The following is a 25643-nucleotide window of genomic DNA, read 5'->3' as shown; positions in this document are numbered from 1 at the left end:
TTACCCCGTGATTCCGGCTTGCTCGACGAGAGTGATGAGTTGTTCCCAATACCGTTTCAGGCGTGAGCGCACAGCAATGTACCGGCAGGAAGAGATGGCACTTTCAAAGGACTGGCGTTTGGCAAAAAGCTCTTCAAGGTCCCGGCCAAGGGTGTCCTTGTTGACATGCGGGAGCTGGATGATGGCGTGGAACTGGCCGGCGTACTCCTGGTAGATCTTGAATTCCTCGAACCCCTTGCCGTCCAAGCGTATCTCGCCAAAAAAAGGATTGAGCCAGACTACGATGGGCGTTGCGGGAAAGCCATCGGCAAGAACCTTGAGGCCGGTGAGGGTGTCGCTGATGGCCTGACCGCCCGTGACAACGGAATGGAAAAATACCTGGTGCCCTTTTTCCTCCAAGATTTGGACTAGTCCGATGTCCTTCATATAGTTACCGAGCGCCAGGAAGGATGAGGCGCCGTTGTCCACAACGGCGTGGGAGTGTTCTGGCAAGTTGTACAAGCTCTCCAGAAGGTCATCGAAGGCCCTGGCGTCAACCTGTCCTTGCCGCACAATGTCCACCTGGATAGCGGTGAATTCCTTGTAGCCCATGAGAGTGGCGTTCACTGGATCGGTATCAAAGGCCACCACGTCTTTTCCCTGGTAGAGCAGGACTTGGTAGAGGAAGGAGGCAATAACGGATTTACCCACTCCGCCCTTGCCCTGCTGGATGAAATGTATTGTCGCCATAGGTTCCCCTTAAAAGACGGTTGTAGGGTCAATAGTTCTTGGGTCCTGAAGCTCATCGGAACGTGCTTTGATGAGGTTGGGCTGCGAAGAACGGGAAGCGGGCGATTTGGACGCCGGAGGTGAAACCGGTTTGGAAGCCGGGCGGAGGGTGGTGACGCGCAGATCATTTTGTGCAGCCTTGGCGATGAGCTTGCAGAAAGTGACATAGGCCATGGAAATACGGCCTTCTTCCTTCAGGTGTTCATAGATGAGCTGTTTGCTGAAGCCTTGACTCAGCATGGCTTCCACGGTTTCCATGCAGGCGAAAAACTCCACACGCGCCATGTTCCGCCGCAGCCGTTTATTCGTGGTCATGATCCACCTCGTCTTTCTGCCTGATTTCCTGGAATTTCATGTGAATCAGGGAAGTAATGCGGTGCGGTAGTTCCTCCTTGCGCTCAATTTTTCTCCGGATATTCCTGTATTGCCTGTCCGTGTAACCCAGTATTTCAGCGACATCTTCATGGGTCCCAAAATGATCTAAAAGTGCATTAACAGCTTTTATCATTTGATTTCTCCTCAATTTTCCTGAAACAGGAATTTCCTTCTTTACTAAACAGGAATTTCCCTTTAGACCAGGAAAGAAATTCCGGTAAGGCAAAAAAAGAGAAATTGGACAAAATACATGGGGGGAGGGTGTTGGTGCGCAAGAATAATTTTGCCATGAAATTGGAGCGTTCCTTTGTGGAACTTGTCACCGAGAGAGCGGAGACGAAAGGGTATCGCAAGGGAGCATTTGCGGCGTTGCTTTGGCCGGAGGCCAATCCGAAGGCTGCGGCGTCACGCTGGACGGCCATGCGCGGTAAAGCCACGCACACAGGGAAGCCGCAGGGTGTAACCATTGCCGATGCGCAACGCATGGCCGAAGTGCTTGGGGAAGATTTGAGCTATCTTCTTGCCGTGGCGAAGGAAAATACCAGAGGTGGCGAGATGCCCGGTCTCTGACTGGGAGGGAGGATAAGGAGCACGCACTATGCAACGAAAGGGGAAAACCGAGTTTGAAGTGTTTGAGGAAAAAGCCAATGAACTGGTGTCCATGACCTTCGCTCTTTGCGAAAAAAGAATGGCCGAAAGGCAACTTATGGTTTCGCCACCGCAAAAAGCACTGGCGGCAGCAGCACTTTCCGTACAGGAGTCCGTCAAGACTTTTCTGGCCGTCACCAATATCCCGGATGAAACTAAGAATCAGGAAGGGTAGTTTTTTTACCCAATGATATAGGAATTTCCTGCGATTTATATAAATTCCCTCCAAGTAAGGAGTGAAGCCATAGGGTCCGACAGCCTGGCTTTGAACAAACAATTTCCAACTACATCGATAACATGTTGGGATGCCTGCTTGCCCCATTGGAAAACTGAAGCGGTGGGAATACCTGACGCCGGGGGGACCTATTGGGAATCCAGAACCGTCAGGATACGCTCGGAACGCGCAACGATCTTTCAGCTGAGTTCTTTACCGTGAACACGTTGACAAAAGACCTTGCCGTCAATAAACTTAGTTTAAAACTTAGTCTACTAATGGAGGCAAGTATGCAACAAGTAAACATCCATGAAGCCAAGACAAATCTTTCTCGGCTGATCGAGAAGGCTGTTAAAGGCGAGTCCTTTATCATAGCCAAATCTGGCAAGCCTATGGTTACGGTGAGCGCATATACGCCACCGCCCGATCCCGCAAAGAGACTTGGATTTCTCAAAGGGCAGCTGGAAGTTCCTGAAGACTTTGACTCCATGGGCAGAAAAGAGATTCAGGCAATGTTTGAGGGGGAGGAATGAAACTGCTCCTCGATACCCACATGTTGCTCTGGGTCGCTGCAGGTACGTTGCCGAAAGAGGCTGAAACCCTTGTGGTGGACGGTGACAACACGCTTTATTTCAGTCCGGCCAGCATCTGGGAAATCGGCATCAAAAGGAGCCTTGGAAGAAGTGATTTCAAGGTCGATCCAGAGGTGCTCCGGCGCGGCCTCCTGGACAATCAATATGAGGAGTTGCCCATCACCAGCCTGCATGCCTTAGCCGTGAATGATCTGCCCCCACTTCATAAGGACCCTTTTGACCGGATGCTCCTAGCCCAAGCAAAGGCTGAAGGTATCTCCCTACTGACCTCGGACAGCATCCTGCGCGAATATCCGGGACCAGTCATGTTTATTCCGAAAGTGTAAGGGGGCCATGTTGGTGCTCCGCACCGGAGAGTTTGAGATCTCCCCTTCGCAGGATCTCCACCACCTACAGAGTTGGTGGTATGCGAGTGACCAGGATTCATTTAGGCACGTGTTTTGGTAAGTTGAAGTACATTTAAGGCTCTTTTACTGGCAGCTAGAGGGACTATCTGAAATAAGTATTTATTAGCAATTCTAACTGGTTAAAAACAATACAAAGTGCGTTATATAAGAAATGTTGACTCATCTAGAGTAACCTCATAGTTTTCATACAAGGATCAATTATGGCTATCAATTCTTTTACCATAATGCCGAGGGTCTTGTCCCATTTGGGCGATGAGCTCATTCGTAACGAGATTATTGCTCTGACCGAACTTGTGAAAAATTCATATGATGCCAATGCTGAAAATTGCATAGTGAAGTTTTACTTTAATAAAGATGACCGCTCCGACTATAGGCCGCAGAAAATTGTGATCTATGATGATGGGGACGGTATGACTAGGGATGATATTTTGGATTATTGGTTAACAGTCGGAACTGATCACAAAAAACATGATTTATTTGCATACATTCCTTCTAAGAGAATTCCTCTCGGCGAAAAGGGAATAGGCAGATTTGGAGTCCATAAATTAGGGAAAAAGATACGTGTCAAAACTAAGACAAAGGGGACAAAACCTCTTTCTTTTGAGATAGATTGGGGTCTGCTAGACAAAGCTAAGTCATTTAAGGACTTTGGAATCGAAATAAAATCAAGCAGAGTAAAGTTTGATAGAGAAAAAGGACTTACGTATGTAATTGAAGATATAAAAGGAGATTGGACCAAACAGAAGCTCAGAAAAATATATCGCGCCCTGACTGCACTTAATATCGAGTTCGCACCAGAAGATTGTAGACTTAGAAAGAACGAGAAGGTTTCCAAGTTGCTTAAATTTTCAAATCAAGAAGCAACAAGTGACCAATTTAGAGTAAGTATCAAGGCAAAAAATAATGATAGCATCTTTGAAAATCTCAAAGATTTTTGGGAGATTAAAGAATCAGCGTTTTATGAGTGCGACATGCTCTTAAGCGGCAATCAGATTGAAGATTTTGAATACCGATTTAATCCGGTCGGTAATATCAAAGAAAAGTTTGATTCTCGAATCGTAAATCTTTCTAGCCTAAAAGCAGCAGAGCGATTGCTGCAACGCAAAACAGATCCAACAGCGTTTGAAGAAAAAGATGAAAACGATCTGCCAAAAGGTTTGTTCAATAAAAATGAAGTGGTAGACATCTCTCAGTACGAGATTGGTGATGTTTATGTTAAATTGTTTGCCTTTGAGAGAACTCCATCAATCAGAAGCGCCGCAGATGTCGGAGATGACGTAAATACCTACTTGAAAGAAAATAGTGGAATTCGTGTTTATAGGGATGGGATGCGTGTTTATGACTACGGTGAAAAAGGGAATGATTGGCTTGGCTTGAGTAGCACTGCAGATATTGGTAAAAAGCTTAGAAATGAACATGTCGTGGGCTATGTTTTTTTGAACAGGAAGAGCAGCAGTGGATTGGTAGAAAAAACTAATCGTGAAGGGTTTATTGAAAATGGATCGTATGCCGCATTTACCGACGCTTTGAAGTGGGCAATAAGATACACTTTTCTTAATTACAGAAACCCTGACAAAGAGAGACTCTCTGAATATTACACAAAAAGTGCAGAACCAGTTATCTCTCTCCTTGAAGATGCGAAGATTTACATAGACAAGCACCTTGAAAATGAAAAGCATAAGCGGACCCTGGTTAAGTATATTGTTAGGGCCCAGGAAGAGTATAAAACAATTGTCGACACTCTTTATCGCAGTGCTGGACTTGGTATATTGAGCGCAACAATTGTTCATGAGATTGAAAAATTAATTAAAGAGATAAATTTGCAAATAAAATCATCGTCTGAATCTGCAACAGTCAAAATGTTAATACGCAGGCTGGATACTACAATAAAGAAATTTTCGTTTATGATCAAAAAAACAGATATTAAAAAGCATAATGTTGAATCTATATATCGCCAGGCACTTCTCTTCATTGAGCTTCGGCTTAAGAATCATTCGATAGATATAAGTATGAATAGCGATACGGATGCAAAATGTAGTGCTTCAATGAATCACGCTACAAACGTGTTGCTAAACATTCTAGACAACTCAACGTACTGGCTCAACAACGCAAAAGAAGGAAATAAAAAAATAAGAATCTTTATAACTGACAAATATTTGGAAGGCTATGTGACAATGCTAATTGCCGACAATGGTCCAGGATTTCATGACGATCCAAAGTATCTTATAAAACCATTTATCTCAACCAAGCCTTATTCCATTGGATCTGGACTCGGATTGTATATTGCCGATGAATTAATGAGTGAAATGAATGGATCCCTTTCTTTCCCAGACTACGACGACATCTCTGAGTTTTTTGATGGAAGTATCTTTAGATCTGGTGTTGTAGTGGCACTCAACTTTAAAAAAGTGGATTGATTTATGGAGAATATAGATATTTCAAGGTGGGTTAGATCTGCTTTAGTGGTTGATGACAAATGGGGCGAGGTCAAAAACCTCATACAGATTTTGAATTCCAATGGGGTGTCGACTAGTTACTATAATCCAAATCCCGAGAATGATTATTTAAAAGATGAACTATTTGATACTAGTGAGGTGGATGAGTTAGATGGCACTGTAAAGGAAGTTGCTCAACAGGCTATTGATAGCGCTTACGAACAAATTCTTGATGCTCTGGCATATACGAGAATGGAATCTCTGGGTGAGGGAAGTTTAACAGGATACGACCTCATTTTTCTTGATATTGACTTTGGATTTGACCACCTAAGAGACGTAAAGCTTCAAGTCAACTATGCTATTCAAAGGTTAAAGGATGCACTGAATGAGGAAAGCTCACCCTATGGCCTTGTCGTTTGGTCCAAAGAGTCAACATCTCCACACGATGGTGAAGATGGAGAAGCCGAATCTACCTTTGCATATATTAAAGATTTCCTCTTTGGCGATGCTCTTGAGAACAAACCAAAACCATATTCGTTGTTGACTTAGAGAAAGCAGACTTTTGGGTAAGTGGAGATTATTCAGAGCTTTTTCAAACTATTAATGAAAAGCTACAAACAGACAAGATGGCTAAGTTCTTTGCATACTGGAATAGAGAGGTGTTACAGTCAGCGGCTTTTGTCTGTAGAGATTTTCAGCACTACGCTGAAATTTTATCGCAAGAGAGTAATGAACATTTTCAGACAGAATTTTTCAACATCTTAAAACATGCAACATATACTCATTTCGGTTTTACAGAGAGCCAAGATAAAGAATTTTCTGATACGTTGTCTAGGTACTCTTTTAGCTATTTATCATGCTTGTTGTATGACTACTTGAATAGTCATTTTTGCAAAAAGGATATCACCGTTTTTGAGGATCCAATAGACAGTATTCGAAATAGATTATATACACCGGAATTGCAAGTTAAAGAGTGTTGCAATAATTTTCAACAGATTCTCCAGAAGAACAAGATTACGCTAAGCGATGAAACTCAAACGGAGCTAAAAAAAGTCGTAAAGACCTTTGCCTCTAATGAAGCCCAAACGGTAGTACATAATGTACTGGCAGAATTAAACTTCAGAGCCCTATTTGATAGGGTAAGGCCTGATCTTAAAGACTTGCCAGGGTTGATTCATTGTGGTGAATTTAAAAATAAAGCTGTTGTGTACCTTAATATCACACCTCCTTGCGATATCGCCCAAGGAAGAAGGAATGCGAACCTTTATCTAGAAGGAAACATACGAATATACCGATCCTATCCAAAAGCTTTGAGGTACCATCGTAGTAAAGACGGTGAAAGATACTACAAAACTCCACCCGCCTTAGAAGGTGATACCTTTATAATCTTTCGTTTTGATTTAAAAAATATCAAAAGAGAGCTTAATGAAGATATCGACAACGCAATTCTTATGCTTAAAGAGTCTGTTTTTGCAGATTTAATGCAGAAGTTTGGACAACATAATTCCAGACTTGGGGCTCGTACTTTTTAATGATATAATTTATACTGCCTCAGCAAAATTGGACACTCGACTGTTTCAGCCGAGTGGATACGTACAAGAAGATTTTTTCGCATCATCCTTTGAGAGATACCTCACGTTTTGTCTCGCGCGGTGCTGGTCCACCGTCAGATACTTGTTAGCGTTATGTCGAATGGCTTCATATAGGTCTGCTCGAATGGGATTATTCCATGATGCCATGTCAATTTAACAGAATTTCAATGTCTTCAAGGCTTCTACATTGGGCAAATAGGATGTCAACACCACGGTATAGGTGTGCCTTGAAGCATGTAATTGCATTCGGATATAGAGAACTTTTCGCGTGACGCTGAATGGTCAAAGCGCTAATGATCAGATCGAGGTCCCCAAGAAGGACTGATCGGTGTAGCTCCATGCCGTCGCAAACTTGGTCTTCATAGATTGGCTCAGACTTATCCTTTAGGGACAACAAAATAGCATATCGAAGTAGAATATTTGGATTGAGGCCCGTTTTTGATTTCAGGTTAACGAGCCTGTTGGTTGTCTGTTTGGGGAGCTTGATGCGTGTGAATCTCATCGACGTTCCTTATACGCGTCGAGCGTTTGCTTGATGTTTATTTTTGTAATCTCCGTGCAACACCTTCGTTTATCGTATTTGAGCGAGTAAGCATCTGAGAGGCAAGGAACAAGTTCCTGGAGTAGCGCTTCGTCAATCTCCTCGTCTGTCGAAAGTAGAATTAACTGGTTGATAGCTGGGTAGTAATTCCGAACGAGACTTTTTCGGTGGTAGCTATCAAGTCTCGCCAGGGGGGTGTCGATTATTGTTGGTATACTCCCACTTGCGAGAGATGCCAGTGCCCACTGAATGGCTGTGGCCAACATTTGCTGCTCACCAGCGGACAGGCGCTTCATGTCGATACAGGAGTCATGCAGCCCAAATAACTCAAGGGACAAGCCAGGCGTGATCTTCACGTCATGGATGAGGTTGTCTTTTTTGCACAATGTCTTCACGTTATGCAAAACAAGGCGCTGCAGCGTTTGTAGTCTGCGTTTAAACAAGTCGCTTTTTATACGATCCAAGATGTCAGGGAAGCGATTCGCGAGTTCTTCAGATTTGCTCTCGGAGCTTCTCTTCTCAATCTGTTTTAGTAAGCGCTTTTTCTTGTTCTCTATTGCGCTAACTTCACTTTCTATGCGCTTTTTAAATTGAACAATTTCCTCTCGTCTACATTCATGCTTTGAGAGTTGAACATTCAGATCTCGTATTTCAGAGAGGGCCTCCGCAAAATCGGTATTGTTCGAAGTCGTTTCAATTGCCGACTCAAGCGTTTCAAGTTCTTGGCGAGCGGACTTCATCTCAATAAATAATTGCTGAGCTTGTGCTCTAATCACACTATTTGCCTTGCTGATAGTAGCAAAAATCTCATCTATCTGTTTGGAGGACAGATCATGTATTGGCTCAGAAATAGACTCGCTTGACACTTTCAGAACATCTAAAATTGTAGATATTGCAGCATCTGAGGCTTCAGTCTGAATTAGTGCCTCCTCGATTAGCCTGGATTTTTCCTTGGCGTAGTCTCTAATGATCCGCTTAGCCGCTTCCTCCCTCTCTAATACTAATTGATTAATCAATTCTTCTAATTCCTCGGAAAGGACACAAAGGGGAAGAGCATCTTGAGACAGCTCACGTATTTGGGTTTGAGCATTTTCCCTTTTTTGTTTTAGGGCTATTTTCCTTTCTTGTAGAGCTTCATGGGAGGCCGCGAGGTTACCACCAGCTTCGAAGAAGGCGGCCTCTTTGTTCGAGAGCATTTTTTTACACTTCCTGATGGCTTCATTTGATTCGGCAAATTGTTGATGAAAGTGCTCTCCTTTTCTATGCAACTCTTTTAAATCCTCATCGAGAGCCTTGAACTCATTTTGCAGTTGAGGATAGTCTGCTCTTTCTTTCAAAGAGTCGAACAGATACTTTCTTACAGCCTCTTCGAGGCCGTCTATGGCGGTCAAGCCTATGAGCTTTTTTACCGCACCACTAATTTCTCCAGAGCTTAACAACTCTCCTAAGCTGTTGATTTTTTCTCCATCAAAGAAAAATAGATCCATCATACCAATTGGGACTATGCTAAAAATAAATTCTTGATAAAATCTGGATGCAATATCGCGGTATGGCTCCCCATCTTTCAAAATTGATAGCGATTCAGTAATATTATTATTATGACGTTTCCAATTCCTACAGACAGAATAATCATCAATTCCAGACAAAGTCCTGAGCTGAAAGTCCAACATAATATGCGCTGATGCTTCGCTATTTCGAATAAAACTATTCAAGTATGCTTGATAGTCCTTTTTCTTGTCATTGAAGAGGAACTGGCCATATAAAACAATCTTTAATGCTTGGAGGATGCTTGTTTTTCCGGTTCCATTCTCACCTGAGATAACAGAAACTGTCCGTCCAGACCTGTGATTGAATTCAAGAACATGTTCTCCCTCAAAAGAAGTGATGTTCTTTAGCTTTAATCTATTTATAATCATATAATATCCCTGTATATTTCATTCTCTGAGCGCCACTCCTTGTTGAAAATCTTTGCAATTTTATTTTTCAAGCGGGCTTTCGAGCGAAGGCCTTGGTGGTACTGAGCTGTAGTAAGTAATTCCATCGCGAGTTCAGAAGGAAAGCTTTCCTCTTCGCAAATTATTTGTATGGCTTTCTTGTCCTCTAAGGTCAGGAAGCCGATTTCATCAATTCCATTGTCAATCTTCTTCCCGAAAACCTCTTCATAAATTGCGTAAGCACTACTTTCCCAATCGCTTTTTTCTTCTTTCCAAAGTCGCTGGATTTCGTGCAGCTCATTTTCTGTGATCAAGTTTATATAACCAGCATCTTTATATGGGTTGTTCCTGTTAACTTTTTTCTCAGTTTGCAGGAGGGACCGTAAAAAATCTTTTCGAAAAGTCATTGTGTAGGGCCCCCTGCCAAGTTCCTTTATTCCCTCTTCTTCAAATTTTCCTCTGATGAAATAAGATTGTCCGGTTCTTTTGACATGCTCTCTGAACAACTTTTTGTTGTCGGGGAGTTGAGTGAATAAGAGAGTTTCACGAAGATCCTGAAGAGGAGCGAGCCATTCCTCTCCATGCTTAATCAGAGAAGAAAGAGCTTTTTCTTCCCTGACAACGGTGCAACACCAACAACCAAAGCGGCTTTTCCCGCAGCTTGGAGTCTTGGTATCTAGGATTAGGGGACATTCACCGTCGCTCGCATTCTTGTACATGTAAACAAGCTCTTTGTTGTCCGCCCCCCAAGGAGAAGGGTGGTCAAGTAGATAGTCCCAGACCTCTTCCGTTTCCCAATCTTCAATTAGGGTATAGACAAGCGCGGTTGGAATTTCTGGGTGAGGGTTGTAGAGTTTGCCAGAAACTTTGTGGTTTTCTATTCGTTTTTTCCTAGCTGCACTCTCGCCCTTTCGTGACCCAAGAAGTAGGATCGCCCCAGATGATGCGAAAGCTTGGGAACGGATGAAGGTAGATGTTGGGTCGATTTTGAGGCGATCAGTGCACCATCTAAAATTATTAGTTGGAGCCGGGTACCCTTTACCAATTAAGTTTACCCAAAAACTATTACTTGCATCGGGAAAAACCTTGATTGGCGTGAACGGCAGCCCTTGTTGAAGTGCAGCCCCTGACATCATATTCAAATTTAGATCAATGTGATTTATTACCTTAGGAATTTCGACTAAGGTGTCAGATGAGAGAATGTAAACCGATTTAAAAAGTGCTTCCTTGGGCAAATTTTCCAAAGCATTCCATACCAACTGGACAAGGGCTGTAGAGTCTTTTCCTCCGCTATAACCTAGTATCCAGGGCCAGCTATCGGCCCGATACCTTTCTTGGATCTCAGCGTAGATGTCATTTAGCGCTCGATTAGCATATTGACTTTCCATGAACACACTTATCCTTATTTAGCTTTGTATTCGTTCTCAGCCGAAATTTCTTTATCGTTTAACTCAATGCCTAACTGCTTTTTTAATACGTTTGCTGTCAGAACAAAACTGATATTCGACTTGGTAATTTTTCCATTTTGGAGAGCTCGTCCTTCCCAGAGGATGTTGCTTCTCCTCCAATCCATTTCTGAGAAAGTAATGAAGACTGTTTTTGTATTAATACAGGCTAGTCTGGCTGCACTTGCCACAGAAGCCGCTACGTTTAAAAATATATTGTGGCCGCTAAGGTATTCCTGCCTCAAAGAGCTTGAGGCCAGTTCTCCATCACGAAATGCTCTCCATTCCTCTAAGTGGTTGCCAAGAGACTCCCAAAAGCTGATTGCTTGATTTGTGCTGATTTTTTCTTCCTCCAGTTCCTTTCCCAATAATAGCTTGGTCGCGTTGTATATACCATTGAGGGTGAATAGTTTAACTGAGCGATTTGAAATAGTTGTCTTTTCATATTCAATTGAATCCCGAAAAAAAGAGACTTCGGTAGCGATGGAGCGGGCGATCGCCGCAAGTGGATCTCGGGTGTCGTACAGGATACTTAAAGATTGAGCTGGCTTAAGTGTGTATCGATTTAGGTCGGTGAAAAGCTGCTGGCTCATTTTAAGGCCTGGATCATTAAAAAAAATAATCGGTAAAAGTTCGTACTCAATTTCTCGAGATTCTTTCAATGCCTCAATTATTGCAGATATCCTATGCTGCCCATCATTGATGATGTATATCGCTTTGTCCTTGATCAGTAAGGCCCCGGAGGAGTTTGAGGCTTCGTCTCTTTCAAAGCGTACATCGCCGTCGATAGAAACAGTCACAGCAGAAAAAACGTAACTACTTAAGTTTAAAAGTAAATAGTCCCGAATTGCTTTTACTCGGGTTCTGTTAATAATCCGCTGGGCTCTTTGGGCTGCCGGCATGTGGCTGAAATCTAAGTCATTGAAGATTTCTGGCAGTAAGTAGAACGGGCAATTGGCAAGATAATACTCACGCCCTGCTTGAACTCCTCTGACGACTGAAAAGCGCCGTTCATACAAGTTGGTTGGTTGCTCTTTTATCATTTGATTCTCACGGTGGAATTATGTAGAGCCCACTTGGAAGTGGGCGGATCCACTTCCAAAGAGAGATGGGAATGCCATAGTTTTGAAAAAGAGTGAAGTCTTAGTCGTTCCCTTTCCCGACCCCGATCAGAGTCACTTATACTGTATATCTTCACTCACCCTGTACGTAATTGCCACTAATCTTGCTGTGCTTGGTTTGGCTTTCCTGAATCCCGGCCAAGGTGGCAGAGGATCACGGAGATTTTTCTGAGCATCCGGCGAGTTGTTGAATTTGTTCTGAAGGGCGACCCCCATGTCGTCTACCCTCCAGAACTGGGCTATGTCCCACAGAGTGCAATAGGGGTAGTAGACCGGAGGGGTATAAGAAAGGTGCCGCAAAAGTTTGGTTGTGCTCAACAAGCTCCAAGGAGGAGCGAACGACATGCCTGAAGAGGGTGGCGCAGTCGAGTGGTTGATAATACGGCTGCTAGGCCACGCGAAGGGGCAGGGCCCCCTTTGGTCGGCTTTAAGCCCCAGGCAATCGTTCGTCCACAGTGGCCTGATCGCGGGATTCTCGTGACAATGGCGCATCTCCACGAAAGAAACAGCATTCAGGTCCTGGTGGCGCTTAGAAGGTGCTAGCCTGACGGGGCTAACGGAGGTAGGCGCTATTCTTCGTGGTCCACGATCTTGACGCGACAATTTTCGATGTAAGCGACCAGTGTGGCGGTATCATAGCGGACCGCCCGCCCGATCTTGATGTATTCGGGCGGCAGCATTTTAAACCGACGTGCACGAAGGGTTGAAACGGCAAGACCAAGAATTTCGGCGGCCTCTCGTTCAGTGACCAGCTTGATACTGTCCATGGCGTACTCCGCGAGCCCTATCATCCAAGGCGGTGAGTCGGGCATAAAAACCAACCGCCGAAGACCGTAAACCAAACCTGACCGCATCGGCGGTCGAGGGTTCTCTGGCGTTCCGGCGCTGTTGGGTTTCGCATGGAGAATGCGCCACGGGATGCGCGCTGACACTCTGGATATTGTCCATGTACTATAATGAACTTTTTTAGATGTTTGTCAATTGTCACTCTCTACATACAATTGTATTTCCTGTTTCCTCTTTCTATGTATCATGAAAGATCACGGCCAACACGTTTTTGTGTTTTGCTATTCTGCAGCTACACGCCGTGGAGCACTGCCTAATGCTCGACATGATCTTCAAACCTCATATCTCTTCAGCTAATAACAATGCTGCCTACGTTATTATCCTGTTCGAGAAAAACTAAAACGTACACTGTCAACGCTGCTTCCTTTCCGCAAGCGAAATAACGTTGTCCGATTCACACCGCTGCACGGCCTCGTCAATCAGCCCTCCTGCCACGGCGGCGGCACGTTGGAGCGCCTTGTCATGCAGGTGCGCGTACCGCTGCGTCATGGCAGCGCTCTTGTGTGTCAGGAGTCGTTGCAGGGTGTACAGGTCAACCTTGCCCGAACTGGCCAGCATAGAGGCGTAGGCATGTCTCAAGCCATGCATGGGCCGAAAATTTTGGGGCAGCCCAGCGGCATCGCATATCTTCCGAGCGGCGCGCCTGATCTCGACACGCTGTTCCCCGCCCCGCCCCGGAAACACAAAGCTGGACTTCCTTGGCAAGGCTTCCAGCATGGCTCGGGCCTGGCCGTTCATGGGGATCTTTTGAGACTGTCCGCCCTTGGGTTCGCGGATGGTGATGAAGCCCCGGTCGAAATCCACGTCGCGCCATTCGAGCTTTAGGATTTCGCCTTTACGCATGCCGCTGAACAAAGCCATGCGCATGATGTTCGCTACGACCTGATTTTCGGAACGATCCAGGGCCTCCATGAGCCGGGACAACTGTTCCGGGCTCAAATCCTCGGTTCGCAGATTGTCTACCTTGGGTAGCCGGATTTTCAGACGCGAATCGCACAGGCCGCGATTCCGGCCAAAGTTGATGATGCGCCGGAGCAATTCCAACACGTTCGCCGTGGTTTTGGGGGTCAAGGTTTTGCTGAGGCGGATACGGAAACGGTCGATGCTCAGCGGATCGATTTCCTCTGGGATATTGTCCCCGAAGCTCGGAGCGATATGCCGCTGAAACCGGTTCTCGTCGGTAACAAGCCCCTTGAGGTTCGAGCGAGCAGCCTTGTAAAGCTCCCACAGACGGGAGATGGTGGGGCGGTTAGCCTCGGCCTCTATGGCAGCCTGCTTTTTGGCCCGCTTCACCTTGGCGAGGTCGCGCTTGCCTTCAATAAGGGCTGCGCGGACGCGGGCGGCCTTGGCCGGGGTCATATTGTCTTGATATTGTCGCCCCGCCTTTTCCTCATGGACTTTCCCGGCCAACTTGAAAACCACGTAATAGACTTTTTCCTTTCCCGAACCGCCCAAACGGGGCTGCATATAATAGTATACGCCGGGATAGTCAGTCTTGATTCTGGCAGCCATTGGGCCTCCCCGGTAGGGATCGTGCCGGGCTCTTCCCAACCCTCTTCCCAACCTTTCCCAACCAAAACCATAAAAAATGGCAGTCGTCAAGAGTAAACGGAATGAGCGTTACTAGGTGAAATTAAAGAGATAATAGTACAAGATGATAATAGGTGATACATACTGTTCATGGGCTCATAACCCGAAGGTCGTAGGTTCAAATCCTGCCCCCGCTACCAAAAGAAATCAAGGCTTACAGTACATGAGACTGTGAGCCTTTTTTCTTTGGTAAGCACATAGTAAGCATTTGAGCCCCTACGCCAAGAACAAGGGCCTTTCTGGAAACGCATTATCTCCGACCGATTTCATATTCAGATCATCCGCAAGAAATTTCATTTGCAGCCGATATTTTTCAAAGCTCATACAAAAATTAGGATGTGTCTCTTTGTACGTGTCGACATTACTTACTCCGTCTTCCCTCCCTGCATGTCCAGCTCCATTTGGCGCTGCATATGCTCTAGTTTGTCGATCAATTCACGGGATACAGGGTCCGAGTTTTGAGAAACCACATGAGGCGTCACGGCGATGAGCAGTTCGGTACGCTTGCGCTCTTTGGTGGTGGTGGAAGCAAAGAAGCTGAGAACAGGAATGTCGGAAAGAATTGGCACACCCGTGCGTGCTTTGGTGGCATTTTGCTGGATGATGCCGCCGATAACCATGGTCGCCCCACTTTGGGCAATAAGTGAGGTTTTGAGTTGGCGCTCAGTAAAACGGGGGGTGTTGAGATCCACCCCTGGCACGGCCTGGGGGTTTACACTGGTGATGCGTTGATCCACCTCCAATCGCACCAGACCGCTAGAGTTGATGTGCGGCGTCACGCTCAAGATGATCCCAGTGTCCTGATAGCTGATGTCGTTGACAATGGAGGAGTCTGTAGAGGCATCCTTTGAAACTCGTGAAATCGTGGGTTCCCGCCCGCCAACAGTGAAAGATGCGGCGGTGTTGTCCATGGCCAGCAAGGTAGGGGTGGAGAGGATTTGCACTTTGTTTTTTGCATCCAGCAGATTCACCAGAGCCGCGAAATCATCCCAGGTGCCGATGGAGCCGGCGAAAAGCGACAGTCCGCCGGGGATAAGCCCGGCGCCTGAGCCGCCGAGGCTGAAACTCTGGTCGAAGCCCGTTCCCGTATCAAAGGCGGCACTGCCGAAGTAGTCAATATTATTGGTACGTAGAAACCACTCCACGCCATAGCGGAGTTCATCCGAAAGATCGACTTCGGCGATGACCATTTTGATGAGCACGGCGCGGGGCATAATGTCTAGGGTTTGGATGACCTCGCGAATGCGTACCAGATCCGCTGCATTCGCGCGAACGACAATGGCGTTGTTTTCTTCATCCGCAATGATCAGAGCCTGTCCGCTGAGTTCGGCAACCAAGCCGGAGAGATCGGCGCCTTTTGCCACAGCGGCAGCTATAGGTTGTTCGTTTTCATTTTTTTCAGATGAAGTCGGGATTGAGTTTTTCGTGTTACTTGATTCAGAAGTGAAAAGTTCTTGTAAAATTGGCGCGACCTTGGACGCCAAGCCGTTTTCCATGTGGTAGACCATTACCTGATCGCCAGCTGCATCAGTGTGTACGTCTAAAGCGGTAAGCCATTGCCTTACCGTACGTAGTGCTTCCGGATGGGGCGATATCACCAATACGCCTGGCAACCGCTCCAGTGGTACAAAAACCGTTGATGCGTCCACCACACTTCCTTTCAACTGTCCAACGCCGGAAATGATCTCCTTGAGGCGGTTCACGGCTTCCTGAGGTGGTACCGCTGCAAGGGGAACAATCTCGAAACCGACTTCGCCAAGGATGTTCATGTCAAGAGCGCGCAATAATTGAACTATGCGTCTGGCAGCCAAGGGGCGCTCTGCAAAGACGACTGCGTTTGTGCCGGGATATGCAGCAATAGGGCGGTCTTTGCCCAAAAATCCTTTGATTACCTTTGAGGCTTGCTCCGCGTCCACGTATCGTAAGCGGTAAACCACCACCTCAGGCGCGCTACTCCGTGTCATTCCAGGGCCAGCCAGTTCAAGGCCGTCTGCCGCCTGCATAGGGCGCACCGCGAATAAACCATCGCGTTCAACAAGATCCAGGCTGTACACACCGAGCGCCTCTGCAAAAAGCAGCAATAGTTCGTCGGCTCCATAATCACCTTCTATGTGTAGGCTGATATCTCCATCCACTTCAGGCGCCACGGTGTATTCCAAACCAAGTTCCTTACCCAATATCGCAGCGGCCACTTCCGGAATAGGAGCCTGGTTGAATGCCAATACCCTTGCCTTGCGGGTAGTGGCTTCGAGTGATGGCGATTGCCCGCGCCCTCCTGTGGTTCTGATCGGGCCGATAACACCAGACTGGATGCCTGCGCGTTTGCCAGGCAAACGCTTGCGGTGTGGCTTCGGCTCAGTTTTAAGCGAAGATGACAGAGGAGGCTCCGCGGGCGTCGCTTGTGCTTGATCTGTTGGTGGAGCAATAGGCATTGCTGCTGGAAGAGCGCCCTCCTGTTTGCTGCAACCGACTATAAGGATGCCTAGCAGAAGGATGATAAGTATGGTGCGTAATAAAGTATTTATTTTGCGTGTCATTAACAGTTCCATCATGGTTGGATGCTTTGACCTAGGTCGCTGATCAGGCCAAGCTGCAGTCGGAGATGCAAGGGGAGGGTGCGGTTATGTGTTGTCGTTGTGATGCACAATTCCCGGATGAGAAAGGGCGCTTCGGCAGTGTGCAATTTGTCGAGAAGTGCGGCCAGTCCCTGGATAGTACCAGCCAGTTCGTATTCAAATGTCGCAAGGACAATATCACCTTCCTGCGCATCCTGCCGGGGGCGGTAGCTGAGCTTGCGCAGATTTCCTGGCGAGAGCCGCGTTAAGCCAGCGTCGAAACGTGTGGCAGTATCTTCTATAGCGGCATCATCCGTCGCATATCGCGCAAAACGGGCAAGTTGTTCTTTAACGACGCTGTCTGCGCTGGAAGTTGCTTCTAGTTTACGAAGTCGGGCCTCTGTTTGCTCAATTTTACGAGAATAACGTTCGGCCAATCCTTTCTGGGCGGTGATGGAGTTTTCAATGTCAACGATATCCTTGGCCAGAGGAAATAGGAAAATTGCATCGATGCAAAGCAATGCCAGCGAAACTGCAAGCAGTGTATACACCCCCTTGCGACGTGCGTGCAGGCACGGGGATGTTTTCTCAATGCCCCATTTGCGAGCCCGGCGCATGGCTTGGATGAGGGGGGAGCCGTTGTTCATGGCGCGTTCCCTTGCCTCATGGAACGCAAGGCCTGGCCATCCACTTTCAGGACAAGAGTAAATCGCTCCTTGGCCTGATCCTTGGCCTTGGTGACGTTGCCGGTGAACTGTACGTCATGGAAGGGGGGGAGGGCAGTCAGTGTGTTGCGGTAAGCAAGGGCTTCTGATGCTTCGCCTGCCACAGTCAATTGAGTGCCCTCGAGACACAATTCGCGTAACCAAGTGTCTTGCGGGGTGACTCGCGTCAACAGCGAAAGCAGGGATTCGACCGGAACTGCTTTTTCCTCAAACCCCGCAAGCGCACGCTCCATGGCCTCCATGCTATTTATCCACCTGCCTTGCGCCTCTAAGGGGGCCCAAGCACTGCGCATTTCGGATACGGCCGTTGAGACGGCATGCAGCATTTCCTGTTTGAATCCGCGGTATTTATAGAGAGCGGTAAAGGCTAACACATGTAACAGAATAAGGGCTGCTGCCGTGAGTGCCGGCAATGATGGTCGTTTAGGTGTTAGGCGGAATTGTCCTGTAAAACCTTGTACTGGATCAGCCAGCAAGGCTTCATGTGCTAGCATCTCTGGCCAGGTTGCAAGGAGGCACGCTTGACGAGCACCATTGACATGCGGTTGGGGTTTCTTTTCTCCCGAAGCAGGAAGGCCCTCTGGTTCGCCTCGTTCGACCAAATGCAGCATGGGGACTAGGCTGGCGCGTTCTCTTGTTTTTATCTCCCACAGATTTGCTATTGGGCCGATTTCGTTAATAGAAAGGGCTTCGGCGACAGCCTTTTGAGTAACTGAATAGGCAAGAAAATGGTGCTGTGTATAACCGGTCAGCACGCCGTTTGGTGTGCATGGACAAAGTTTGGCCCATATTTCCGGAATAAGAATAACATCAGGCACGACATGGGTTTTTGTCATGCCGGCCGCCAATAAAGTCTGCTGAATCGTTTCGTAGAGTGAACGCTCCATGGCATGAAACGATACCGTGAGCATTGATTTGTGCAGAATCGGTTTATGGAAATAAATCAGATTCTCAGCCAAGCGCAGAGAATGCTCCGGCACATCGAATTCAAGAACGCTTGCCATGCGTTTGCCCATTGCGCGGGGATATTGGAGCAGACGTGTTTCATGATGCATGGGAGCGAGGATCACAAGACCTATGGTTTTGCCTGAGCCCATCTGTCCTTGAAGTGAGGGAGGCACTCCCCAGGCTCCGTTGCCAAGAGCGAGACCATTTTGTTGTTCGCTTATGTTCCAAGCGCCGGCTTTATATTCGCCCCATGACCAAAGCGTGGTTTTCGCACCGCACCATGCGATGCATACGCGCCTTGTTCTGGAGAAAGAAGACGGTGGAATCCTTATCATCAGAACACCCTCCGTTGGAGAATGACAACTCCTGCCGGGTGCGCGAGTTCCTTGCGGGCTGTGATCCAGAGCATGGATGCTACGCCACCACTTCGTCCCATAGCTATAATGTGATAGGTGTGGCTGGCAAAAAATGATGGCGGATTTTGCGATCTATCTAGGTTGCGATCTGCCCCTCCGTGTATCGTAAGCAGATTCAGAAGCGGTGGCGCTGCCTTGCCGCCAGCTTGGCGGGAATTTTCCGCTGTGCGGAATTCCGCATGACTTCCGAAAAAGATTTCGGGAGTCATGCCCGGAACAAGGAGAAGCCTGTCCAAAGTGCGCAAAGGCCAGTGTGGAGTATTGCTGCCATTTATGCGGGAGTCGCTTATGATTGCTGCTATTTTTCGTGGGTTCTCCAGGCCTGCGTTTCTGAAGACGTCAAACAATTCATCCTCTGAAGCTCGGTTCACGTTGAGCATGGCCGCCGTATCACGGATGGTGAAAAAGGCTTCGCCGTGATCATAATCGATTACGGTCGGAATAACGTCGAAATGGTTTTCCACATTTTGTAAGGCAAGACCGGCTATTAATGCCAGGGCTTCAGCGGCGCCGCCTTGTGCTAAGTAGAGCGAACGGGCTTTTTCGATGCGGATACGCGCTTCACTTGATGCTCCATGGCGTGCAAGCGCCGCCATTCCTGCAACGCCCGCTATACTTGCGGCCAGAATAAGCACTGGCAACAGAATCATGCCCTGTTCGCGGAAGGAGGGTAAATGCTTCATTGCCGCGTTCCTCTGTCACGACCTGGGAAATCGAATGCACCTGGATAAAGCGCTGTTTCTTGCCAGACTGTATCGCCAGGGGCGCGGTATCGGCAGATAATAGCTTCAGGCAGTTCCGGGGCGCGATCCCAAACGGTGGAGCGCCCCCTGTTTTTGCTTCGTTCATAGGCAAAGGTGAACATGGTCGCCGGTATATCTACTTCAGAGAACGCAATATCTGATGCGTTCATCCGAAACGTGCGCACGTCTGCAGCAACCAAGCTATCGAGGGACGTTTCCGAGTATTGCAAAATGCCCTTTTCCCCGTCGTTAAAGACGTAACGGACAAGCACGGGAGCCCCATTGTGCCAGGAGCGTAGAGAAAGGAAGGTTGGGAATATCAATTGGCTGGAAGTGCCCTGGAGACCGAGAAAGCGCGCATCATCACCGCTTTGCGCCACGGGATCATAGGAGGCGAGTTGTGCAGTCAGCAGACGTACTGCGGCTCGGACGCCACCGTTGTCACGTTGTTGCTCCCGCCGCCATTCCTCGATGGAAAAATGGAAGGTCGCCCCAAGCATGGAAAGAACAAGGCCAGCAATGGCGATGCCAACCAAAGCTTCCATGAGGGTGAATCCGGCGTTATGGCGCGTGTGCATGGTAGTCACTGGATCCTTCAATAAAGCAATAGGCTACTTTCCAAAGACGTGTTGCCATACACCACTGTTATTCTGACCAGAGAGCGGTTATGATCAGAGGCTACGACATCGTAGCGCACTGTAACTTCCGGAGTGCTCTCAAGGTATTTCACAGCCATAGCGCCTTGCCGTAAAGAGGAGACTCCGGAAAACAGGGCCTGCATTGCGCTTTCCGCTACAGCGAGTTCATATTCTTTGGCTGTCATTCTCTTTGCCGCATCCGCTTGGGCACTGTGGACAGCAGCCACACCACCGACAACCACGGACGCAATAGCCAGAGCCACCAGCGCCTCTAACAACGAGAATCCAGCTTGTTGCATATGTTTATCGCCGGCAGGCTTCCAAGTTGTCATGCTCATTGTCTGGCTCCATCCTCAAGGGAGAACCGTGTGCAACGGACACCATCAAAGGGATGGATTCGTACGTGATAAATTCGGTCTGTTCCGAACACCACCTCGAGGGCCTTGCCAGGGGCGGTAGGCTCAGATTCCTGTTCCATAAATGTTGCCGAACCATCCGAATGAAGGGTTACCGAAATGGAGGCCTGTTTCTCTGAGCGGGAGTTTTTTTCCTGAGCATCGGCGGATGCCATGCGGAGAACCGTGTGCTCCGGAATATCTATTTGTTTGCGCCATTCATCGCATTCCGCCGTTAGGGTGTCGGTATTGATGAATAGTTTTGCCAGCATAAGTTGTTGCATGGCCTGCATTCTTGCCTGTTGCAAGGCTAAAACTGTTCTGCGTAAAAAAAGCAATTCTTCCTGACGTGTCATTCGCATGGTGACCATACCTGCCGCCGCAGCTACCAGCGCCAGCACGATGAGCATTTCGAGCAGGGTAAATCCGCGTGAATTTCCTTTCACCGTTACCACCTCACTCAGAAATCCACGTTCGTCACAGAAACGATGGTGCTGAACATGCCAATGACCACGACGCCGATGATGAGGCCGGTGGCAATGATGACCACGGGTTCTATCCAGGCCCCCAGCCGGGTCAGGGCGGATTTCGTGTCGTCCAGAAAACGCGCCCCAAGTGTGGCGCACCCCTTGTCCAGGGCGCCCTGTTCTTCGGCGATGCGCAGCAGATTGGCGACGCGTTTTGGAAAGAAGCTGTTTTTTGAAAAATATGTGGAAAGCGGGCGGCCGATTTTAACTTCACTCACGGCCGGGGCCAGGCGATCGTAGAGTACCTTGTTGCCGGTGGCTCGTTGTGACAGGGAAAGAGCGGTAACAAGAGGTACGCCCCCTGCGAGCAATTGCCCTAATGTGGAAAAGTAGCGCCCCAGGCCTTGAGCGAGTGTGATGTCCGCCAGTAGTGGAGCATGCAGAAGTATGCCATCGAGTCGTTTTTTGGCCTTATGCTCGAGGTTCCCAAATCTGATGGCAAGCAAAAAAGTCAACAGTAATGACAGGGGCAGCCACCACCAGCCTCTGGCCATGTCCCCCACGGCTAGAAGAAAACTGACTCCGGCGGGTGGGGTGACGTCCACGGAATCAAAGACCAGGGCGAAGTTGGGCATCACGTAAAAGATCATGACCGCCAGGGTCAGCAGGCTCATGATGCAGAGCAGCGCGGGGTAAACGAGGCTGGCGATAAAGGCCTTGCGGAATGCGAGTTCCGCGCGCCTGGAGCACGCCAACTCTTCCAGGGTTGCGGCAAGTCGGCCTGCGGCTTCTCCAGCGCGCACAAGGGGTGAGGCAGCGGGGCCGAAGTAGTCTGTATAGGATTCCATTGCCTGAGCAAAAGAATTGCCCTTGTGTACACTGTTGGCCATTTCCCGTCCTGCCCGCGCAAGTATGGGATCTTCTGTCTGGCTGGTGGCCAGATGAAGCGCTCTGTCAATGGCAATGCCCGAATCCACGAGCCCGGCGATATCCTCCAGAAATTGGACCACGTGTTTTTGGTTGGGAAGTCGTCCCCCGGATGCGTTGCGCTGGCGCACGTCCAAAGGATGTAGCCCTTTGGCTTTCAGTGTCCTGATGGCTTCCTGTCGGCCCCCGGCTTCGAGCTCGCCGACGGCCTTGGAGCCGTCTCGCGCCAATGCTTTGTAACTGAAACGCGGCATCGGGCTACTCGATGCTCGTCACGCGCAGGACTTCCGCCAGGGTCGTGACGCCCTCAAGCGCCTTGCGCAAACCATATGCACGCATGGGGGCGTAAGCGTGTCGCGTTGCGATGCGGGCGATTTCTCCAGCGTCCTTCCCGATGGTGATAGCCGAACGGAGTGCATCGCCGATGGGAATGAATTCGAAAATACCTTCCCGGCCGGACCACCCGGTATGCCCGCAGTGTTCGCATCCTTCCGGAGCAGGTGCGTACAGCGTCTCAGGGCATTGTTCGAGGCTAAGGATTTCGGCCAACGATTTTTTTTCACCTTCGGTAATCGGGATTGCGGTTTTACAAAACGGGCACAGCACGCGAACTAGGCGCTGTGCGGCGACAAGCAGCAGGGAATCGGCAATGAGAAAGGGCTCGACGCCCAGATCCCGTAACCGCGTGATGGCTGTTGGCGCATCCTTCGTGTGCAGGGTGGAAAGCACGAGGTGGCCGGTCAACGCGGATTCGATGGCGATTCTCGCAGTCTCCTGGTCTCGGACTTCACCCACCAGAAGTACGTCTGGATCATGGCGCAGAAATGAGCGCAGGGCGCTGGCAAACGTCAGTCCTATGCGTGGATTAACCTGAACCTGATTCACACCAGGAACCTGGTATTCCACAGGATCTTCCACGGTGATTATTTTGCGGCTGTCGTCGCATAATTCCGTCAGGGCGGCGTACAGCGTTGTGGTCTTGCCGGAGCCGGTGGGTCCCGTAACGAAGATCATGCCATGGGGCTTGAACAGGGTACCCACGAAAAGCGAACGTTGTTCCTCGGTCAGTCCCAGCGAATCCACGTGGTATGCGGTCTGGTCCTTTTCCAACAGCCGGAGAACCACGCTTTCACCGAACAGGGTGGGTGAAGTGGCGACCCGGATATCTACACGTCTACCCAAAGATTTCCATGCGATGGAACCGTCCTGGGGAAGTCGGCGTTCGGCTATGTCCAGACTGGCCATGAGTTTGATGCGACTGATGATCGCTGGTTGTTGCGCCATTGGGATTCTGTCCAGCGGTTTGAGGATGCCGTCAATGCGACAGCGCACGAAAAGGCAGTCTTCAAGTGGTTCGAAGTGGATGTCGGATGCTCGTGAATCAAGAGCTTGGTTGATGAGGTAGTCCACCTTGCGCACAATGCCCGCTTCCTTGGCTAGGCTTTCAAGCTTCTCCAGTTCCTTCGTATCCAGACTGGTGGCTGATTGATACGCATCCTCGGGTGCTTCCTCTTCCTGCGATGGGTAAAGATGCTCGATGGTCATGGCGATTTCTTCGCGCAGGCCAATGGCCAGTCGAGGGGGAGCGGCTCCGTCGTCATTTCTACGCTGATCCGCAATCACGCGCAGTACAGACTGCAGTGCGCCTATATCGAAAGGGTCGTTCACAATCACTACAGGCCCGTGAGAGTCGGCAGCAATGAGTATTGATTGTTTCTTCAAAAAATCTATTGAAATTGCGTGTAGGGGGTACCCCTCTGTCGGGTGCTCCGTTCGTCGCAATAGCGGTAGACCGCACTGTTTTGAGAGGCGGCTAAGCAGCTCTTCCTCTCGCATGTCGGGTTGAAGTGTCAGTGCTTTTGACAACGGAACTCCCTCAATAAAATAAGCTTCTTCAAAAGAAGTTTCTGCAGATGGTGCGTTCCCTGGAACCTGGCGGAAAAGTGATGTTAGCTTCATTATTGTGCCAAGAGTTGGTGAACTTTCAATGGTTGATTTGTATTTATAAGTGCTATATTTGTCAAATTTTAGGGAGATAAAACATGAAAAGCAATAAAATCTTACAGCTGAAGCAGTCTGGGTTTACACTTATAGAGATACTCATTGTTGTTGTTATTGTTGGGTTGCTCGCTGGTCTGGTGGGGCCGGAGTTGTTCAGTCGATTGGGCAAGGCCAAGGCCACTACCGCCAAGGCTCAGATCGAACAGTTGGCCGCAGCCCTGGATTCCTACCGACTGGATATTGGGGAGTATCCCACCACCAGCCAGGGGCTTATCGTGCTGGTAGAAAAGCCCACGCAGAATGCAGTAGGGTGGACAGGCCCTTATCTCAGAAAAGACAATGTCCCTCTAGATCCCTGGAGGGAGCCTTATCGCTATAGAAGCCCGGGGGAACACGGTGACTTTGACCTCTTCTCATACGGGGCGGACAGACAGCCCGGTGGAGAGGGTGAAGACGCGGACATAAGCAGTTGGGAATGAGTCCATGCGACTTTACCTGTGGTTCGCTATGATGTGCACCTGGATCATGTTGCTGGGATGTCTTGTTCATGTGGGATGTGCAGCTGACCCTGTCATTGTGAAACGCAATCTCTTTTCTCCATCCAGAAGGCCGGAGCAGGCCGTAAAGCCAGATGTTAAGCAGCCAACCCCGGATTTGGCGTTTGATGATGACGCCGTGAAACTCCTGGGTGTCAGCATCCACGGGGAACAACGATGGGCGTTGCTGTCTATTCATTCTCGCCTGCTGCCGGATCCGTCGGACAAGGCTCGCCGCTCTACTTCTGGCCGCAACTCTCATGGCAGGGCGCCTCGTGGGGGGCGCGCTGCCTCACGTGATGTTACGGTGCTCGTACTTAAAGAGGGGGAACGGGCAGGAGAGGTTCTGCTCAAGTCCGTGACGCCGGATTACGTTGTTGTTACCCGTACTGGCAAAACCGTTCAGCTGGAATTATACAAATCAGATACTCCCGAAGCTGCAGCAAAAAATTTGCCATAAGTTTAAAAATATTCAGATTTGACCAAATGCTAGATATTGCTTGTGCCGTGAAAATACACTTCCATATTGAGAAACGCGCTTACTGAAGAGTATCCTTTTTTAGAATATCCCTCCTGAAGTATCACAATGGATAATACGAATACTTTTTGAAGTGCTTTTGTATCTAAATGTCGTGTGGATTTAGTATGCAGTATGTCTGAGTTTTGGACGGTGTCTAATATTGTGATGAATGTATTATGAAAACGTGCCCTTAGCTAGTCACTACTCATAGATATTCTACTTGGGTGACGGAATAAAAATGATCAATAATTATGTAATATATT

General features: G+C 48.4%; 27 protein-coding genes. 9 read left to right on the top strand and 18 right to left on the bottom strand.

Features of this window, described 5'->3' with window-relative positions; all coding sequences use genetic code 11:
- The 3 genes from ACZ5EH_RS20690 to ACZ5EH_RS20680 are packed head-to-tail and all read right to left on the bottom strand — an operon-like array spanning position 1 to position 1276.
- Complete coding sequence (locus tag ACZ5EH_RS20690) at positions 1-729, bottom strand: nucleotide-binding protein (RefSeq protein WP_464275754.1); 729 nt, start codon at positions 727-729, stop codon at positions 1-3.
- Between the two features lie 9 nt (positions 730-738).
- The gene (locus ACZ5EH_RS20685; RefSeq protein ID WP_464275753.1) at positions 739-1083 is read right to left on the bottom strand and encodes a TraK family protein; all 345 of its coding nucleotides are present in this window, start codon (positions 1081-1083) and stop codon (positions 739-741) included.
- The gene (locus ACZ5EH_RS20680; RefSeq protein WP_464275752.1) at positions 1070-1276 is read right to left on the bottom strand and encodes a hypothetical protein; all 207 of its coding nucleotides are present in this window, start codon (positions 1274-1276) and stop codon (positions 1070-1072) included. Before ACZ5EH_RS20680 ends, ACZ5EH_RS20685 begins: the two co-directional genes overlap by 14 nt.
- Positions 1277-1410: 134 nt before the next feature.
- On the opposite strand from ACZ5EH_RS20680, the gene ACZ5EH_RS20675 reads away from it, so the two are divergent.
- From ACZ5EH_RS20675 to ACZ5EH_RS20645, 7 genes are all read left to right on the top strand, one after another.
- Positions 1411-1713, top strand: coding sequence for an immunity protein (locus ACZ5EH_RS20675; RefSeq protein ID WP_464275751.1), 303 nt, complete (start codon positions 1411-1413; stop codon positions 1711-1713).
- Between the two features lie 28 nt (positions 1714-1741).
- Positions 1742-1966, top strand: coding sequence for a hypothetical protein (locus ACZ5EH_RS20670; RefSeq protein WP_464275750.1), 225 nt, complete (start codon positions 1742-1744; stop codon positions 1964-1966).
- A 191-nt stretch (positions 1967-2157) separates the two neighbouring features.
- A complete protein-coding gene (locus ACZ5EH_RS20665) occupies positions 2158-2538 on the top strand; it encodes a type II toxin-antitoxin system Phd/YefM family antitoxin (RefSeq protein ID WP_464275749.1) in 381 nt (126 codons plus the stop codon).
- The gene (locus ACZ5EH_RS20660; RefSeq protein ID WP_464275748.1) at positions 2535-2924 is read left to right on the top strand and encodes a type II toxin-antitoxin system VapC family toxin; all 390 of its coding nucleotides are present in this window, start codon (positions 2535-2537) and stop codon (positions 2922-2924) included. Before ACZ5EH_RS20665 ends, ACZ5EH_RS20660 begins: the two co-directional genes overlap by 4 nt.
- 281 nt (positions 2925-3205) lie before the next feature.
- Entirely contained in the window at positions 3206-5422 is a 2217-nt protein-coding gene (locus ACZ5EH_RS20655; protein ID WP_464275747.1) for an ATP-binding protein, read from the top strand.
- A gap of 3 nt (positions 5423-5425) precedes the next feature.
- Positions 5426-5989 (top strand): hypothetical protein, encoded by a 564-nt coding sequence (locus ACZ5EH_RS20650; RefSeq protein WP_464275746.1) that lies wholly within the window; start codon positions 5426-5428, stop codon positions 5987-5989.
- A 77-nt stretch (positions 5990-6066) separates the two neighbouring features.
- Positions 6067-6972 carry a hypothetical protein gene (locus ACZ5EH_RS20645; protein ID WP_464275745.1) on the top strand — a complete coding sequence of 302 codons (906 nt, stop codon included), beginning with the start codon at positions 6067-6069 and terminating at the stop codon, positions 6970-6972.
- A 208-nt stretch (positions 6973-7180) separates the two neighbouring features.
- Here ACZ5EH_RS20645 and ACZ5EH_RS20640 read toward each other — a convergent pair whose 3' ends face one another.
- The 15 genes from ACZ5EH_RS20640 to ACZ5EH_RS20570 form a co-directional block, all read right to left on the bottom strand.
- The gene (locus ACZ5EH_RS20640; protein ID WP_464275744.1) at positions 7181-7534 is read right to left on the bottom strand and encodes a DndE family protein; all 354 of its coding nucleotides are present in this window, start codon (positions 7532-7534) and stop codon (positions 7181-7183) included.
- Positions 7531-9489, bottom strand: a complete 1959-nt coding sequence (gene dndD / locus ACZ5EH_RS20635; RefSeq protein WP_464275743.1) for a DNA sulfur modification protein DndD — start codon at positions 9487-9489, stop codon at positions 7531-7533. Before dndD ends, ACZ5EH_RS20640 begins: the two co-directional genes overlap by 4 nt.
- Positions 9486-10895, bottom strand: a complete 1410-nt coding sequence (gene dndC, locus ACZ5EH_RS20630) for a DNA phosphorothioation system sulfurtransferase DndC (protein ID WP_464275742.1) — start codon at positions 10893-10895, stop codon at positions 9486-9488. The genes dndD and dndC overlap by 4 nt, the downstream gene beginning before the upstream one ends.
- Before the next feature lie 14 nt (positions 10896-10909).
- Positions 10910-11995 carry a DNA sulfur modification protein DndB gene (gene dndB / locus ACZ5EH_RS20625; RefSeq protein WP_464275741.1) on the bottom strand — a complete coding sequence of 362 codons (1086 nt, stop codon included), beginning with the start codon at positions 11993-11995 and terminating at the stop codon, positions 10910-10912.
- Positions 11996-12642: 647 nt separating this feature from the next.
- On the bottom strand, positions 12643-12885 hold the full coding sequence (locus tag ACZ5EH_RS20620) for a helix-turn-helix transcriptional regulator (protein ID WP_464275740.1): 243 nt from the start codon (positions 12883-12885) through the stop codon (positions 12643-12645).
- A gap of 385 nt (positions 12886-13270) precedes the next feature.
- On the bottom strand, positions 13271-14431 hold the full coding sequence (locus ACZ5EH_RS20615; protein ID WP_464275739.1) for a tyrosine-type recombinase/integrase: 1161 nt from the start codon (positions 14429-14431) through the stop codon (positions 13271-13273).
- A gap of 443 nt (positions 14432-14874) precedes the next feature.
- Entirely contained in the window at positions 14875-16842 is a 1968-nt protein-coding gene (gspD, locus tag ACZ5EH_RS20610; RefSeq protein WP_464275738.1) for a type II secretion system secretin GspD, read from the bottom strand.
- 215 nt (positions 16843-17057) lie between these two features.
- Positions 17058-17711: a hypothetical protein gene (locus ACZ5EH_RS20605; RefSeq protein ID WP_464275737.1), complete on the bottom strand. Its 654-nt coding sequence runs from the start codon at positions 17709-17711 to the stop codon at positions 17058-17060.
- On the bottom strand, positions 17708-19072 hold the full coding sequence (locus ACZ5EH_RS20600) for a PilN domain-containing protein (RefSeq protein WP_464275736.1): 1365 nt from the start codon (positions 19070-19072) through the stop codon (positions 17708-17710). The genes ACZ5EH_RS20605 and ACZ5EH_RS20600 overlap by 4 nt, the downstream gene beginning before the upstream one ends.
- Positions 19072-19836 (bottom strand): hypothetical protein, encoded by a 765-nt coding sequence (locus tag ACZ5EH_RS20595; RefSeq protein ID WP_464275735.1) that lies wholly within the window; start codon positions 19834-19836, stop codon positions 19072-19074. The genes ACZ5EH_RS20600 and ACZ5EH_RS20595 overlap by 1 nt, the downstream gene beginning before the upstream one ends.
- Positions 19833-20474 (bottom strand): PulJ/GspJ family protein, encoded by a 642-nt coding sequence (locus tag ACZ5EH_RS20590; RefSeq protein ID WP_464278339.1) that lies wholly within the window; start codon positions 20472-20474, stop codon positions 19833-19835. The genes ACZ5EH_RS20595 and ACZ5EH_RS20590 overlap by 4 nt, the downstream gene beginning before the upstream one ends.
- A 17-nt stretch (positions 20475-20491) precedes the next feature.
- Positions 20492-20872 (bottom strand): prepilin-type N-terminal cleavage/methylation domain-containing protein, encoded by a 381-nt coding sequence (locus ACZ5EH_RS20585; protein ID WP_464275734.1) that lies wholly within the window; start codon positions 20870-20872, stop codon positions 20492-20494.
- On the bottom strand, positions 20869-21375 hold the full coding sequence (locus ACZ5EH_RS20580; RefSeq protein ID WP_464275733.1) for a prepilin-type N-terminal cleavage/methylation domain-containing protein: 507 nt from the start codon (positions 21373-21375) through the stop codon (positions 20869-20871). Before ACZ5EH_RS20580 ends, ACZ5EH_RS20585 begins: the two co-directional genes overlap by 4 nt.
- Before the next feature lie 14 nt (positions 21376-21389).
- Positions 21390-22577, bottom strand: coding sequence for a type II secretion system F family protein (locus ACZ5EH_RS20575; protein WP_464275732.1), 1188 nt, complete (start codon positions 22575-22577; stop codon positions 21390-21392).
- Positions 22578-22581: 4 nt separating this feature from the next.
- Positions 22582-23997: a GspE/PulE family protein gene (locus ACZ5EH_RS20570; RefSeq protein ID WP_464275731.1), complete on the bottom strand. Its 1416-nt coding sequence runs from the start codon at positions 23995-23997 to the stop codon at positions 22582-22584.
- Positions 23998-24365: 368 nt separating this feature from the next.
- Here ACZ5EH_RS20570 and gspG point away from each other — a divergent pair, with 368 nt between their 5' ends.
- Positions 24366-24803, top strand: a complete 438-nt coding sequence (gene gspG, locus ACZ5EH_RS20565; protein ID WP_464275730.1) for a type II secretion system major pseudopilin GspG — start codon at positions 24366-24368, stop codon at positions 24801-24803.
- Positions 24804-24807: 4 nt separating this feature from the next.
- The gene (locus ACZ5EH_RS20560; protein WP_464275729.1) at positions 24808-25320 is read left to right on the top strand and encodes a hypothetical protein; all 513 of its coding nucleotides are present in this window, start codon (positions 24808-24810) and stop codon (positions 25318-25320) included.
- Positions 25321-25643 lie beyond the last annotated feature (323 nt).

The sequence above is a fragment of the Desulfovibrio biadhensis genome, from assembly GCF_055388615.1.
The sequence above is the reverse complement of the archived record's forward strand: the minus strand, read 5'-3'. Positions and strand labels throughout refer to the sequence as shown.

Coding starts and splice junctions, on each gene's coding strand:
- ACZ5EH_RS20620 (WP_464275740.1), bottom strand. CDS start 12,885: ATGCCCGACTCACCGCCTTGGATGATAGGGCTCGCGGAGTACGCCATG.
- ACZ5EH_RS20605 (WP_464275737.1), bottom strand. CDS start 17,711: ATGAACAACGGCTCCCCCCTCATCCAAGCCATGCGCCGGGCTCGCAAA.
- ACZ5EH_RS20685 (WP_464275753.1), bottom strand. CDS start 1,083: ATGACCACGAATAAACGGCTGCGGCGGAACATGGCGCGTGTGGAGTTT.
- ACZ5EH_RS20600 (WP_464275736.1), bottom strand. CDS start 19,072: ATGATAAGGATTCCACCGTCTTCTTTCTCCAGAACAAGGCGCGTATGC.
- ACZ5EH_RS20590 (WP_464278339.1), bottom strand. CDS start 20,474: ATGCACACGCGCCATAACGCCGGATTCACCCTCATGGAAGCTTTGGTT.
- ACZ5EH_RS20595 (WP_464275735.1), bottom strand. CDS start 19,836: ATGAAGCATTTACCCTCCTTCCGCGAACAGGGCATGATTCTGTTGCCA.
- dndB (WP_464275741.1), bottom strand. CDS start 11,995: ATGATAAAAGAGCAACCAACCAACTTGTATGAACGGCGCTTTTCAGTC.
- ACZ5EH_RS20680 (WP_464275752.1), bottom strand. CDS start 1,276: ATGATAAAAGCTGTTAATGCACTTTTAGATCATTTTGGGACCCATGAA.
- ACZ5EH_RS20560 (WP_464275729.1), top strand. CDS start 24,808: ATGCGACTTTACCTGTGGTTCGCTATGATGTGCACCTGGATCATGTTG.
- ACZ5EH_RS20655 (WP_464275747.1), top strand. CDS start 3,206: ATGGCTATCAATTCTTTTACCATAATGCCGAGGGTCTTGTCCCATTTG.
- ACZ5EH_RS20585 (WP_464275734.1), bottom strand. CDS start 20,872: ATGAGCATGACAACTTGGAAGCCTGCCGGCGATAAACATATGCAACAA.
- ACZ5EH_RS20670 (WP_464275750.1), top strand. CDS start 1,742: ATGCAACGAAAGGGGAAAACCGAGTTTGAAGTGTTTGAGGAAAAAGCC.
- ACZ5EH_RS20615 (WP_464275739.1), bottom strand. CDS start 14,431: ATGGCTGCCAGAATCAAGACTGACTATCCCGGCGTATACTATTATATG.
- ACZ5EH_RS20575 (WP_464275732.1), bottom strand. CDS start 22,577: ATGCCGCGTTTCAGTTACAAAGCATTGGCGCGAGACGGCTCCAAGGCC.
- dndD (WP_464275743.1), bottom strand. CDS start 9,489: ATGATTATAAATAGATTAAAGCTAAAGAACATCACTTCTTTTGAGGGA.
- ACZ5EH_RS20690 (WP_464275754.1), bottom strand. CDS start 729: ATGGCGACAATACATTTCATCCAGCAGGGCAAGGGCGGAGTGGGTAAA.
- ACZ5EH_RS20650 (WP_464275746.1), top strand. CDS start 5,426: ATGGAGAATATAGATATTTCAAGGTGGGTTAGATCTGCTTTAGTGGTT.
- ACZ5EH_RS20640 (WP_464275744.1), bottom strand. CDS start 7,534: ATGAGATTCACACGCATCAAGCTCCCCAAACAGACAACCAACAGGCTC.
- ACZ5EH_RS20660 (WP_464275748.1), top strand. CDS start 2,535: ATGAAACTGCTCCTCGATACCCACATGTTGCTCTGGGTCGCTGCAGGT.
- dndC (WP_464275742.1), bottom strand. CDS start 10,895: ATGGAAAGTCAATATGCTAATCGAGCGCTAAATGACATCTACGCTGAG.
- ACZ5EH_RS20645 (WP_464275745.1), top strand. CDS start 6,067: ATGGCTAAGTTCTTTGCATACTGGAATAGAGAGGTGTTACAGTCAGCG.
- gspG (WP_464275730.1), top strand. CDS start 24,366: ATGAAAAGCAATAAAATCTTACAGCTGAAGCAGTCTGGGTTTACACTT.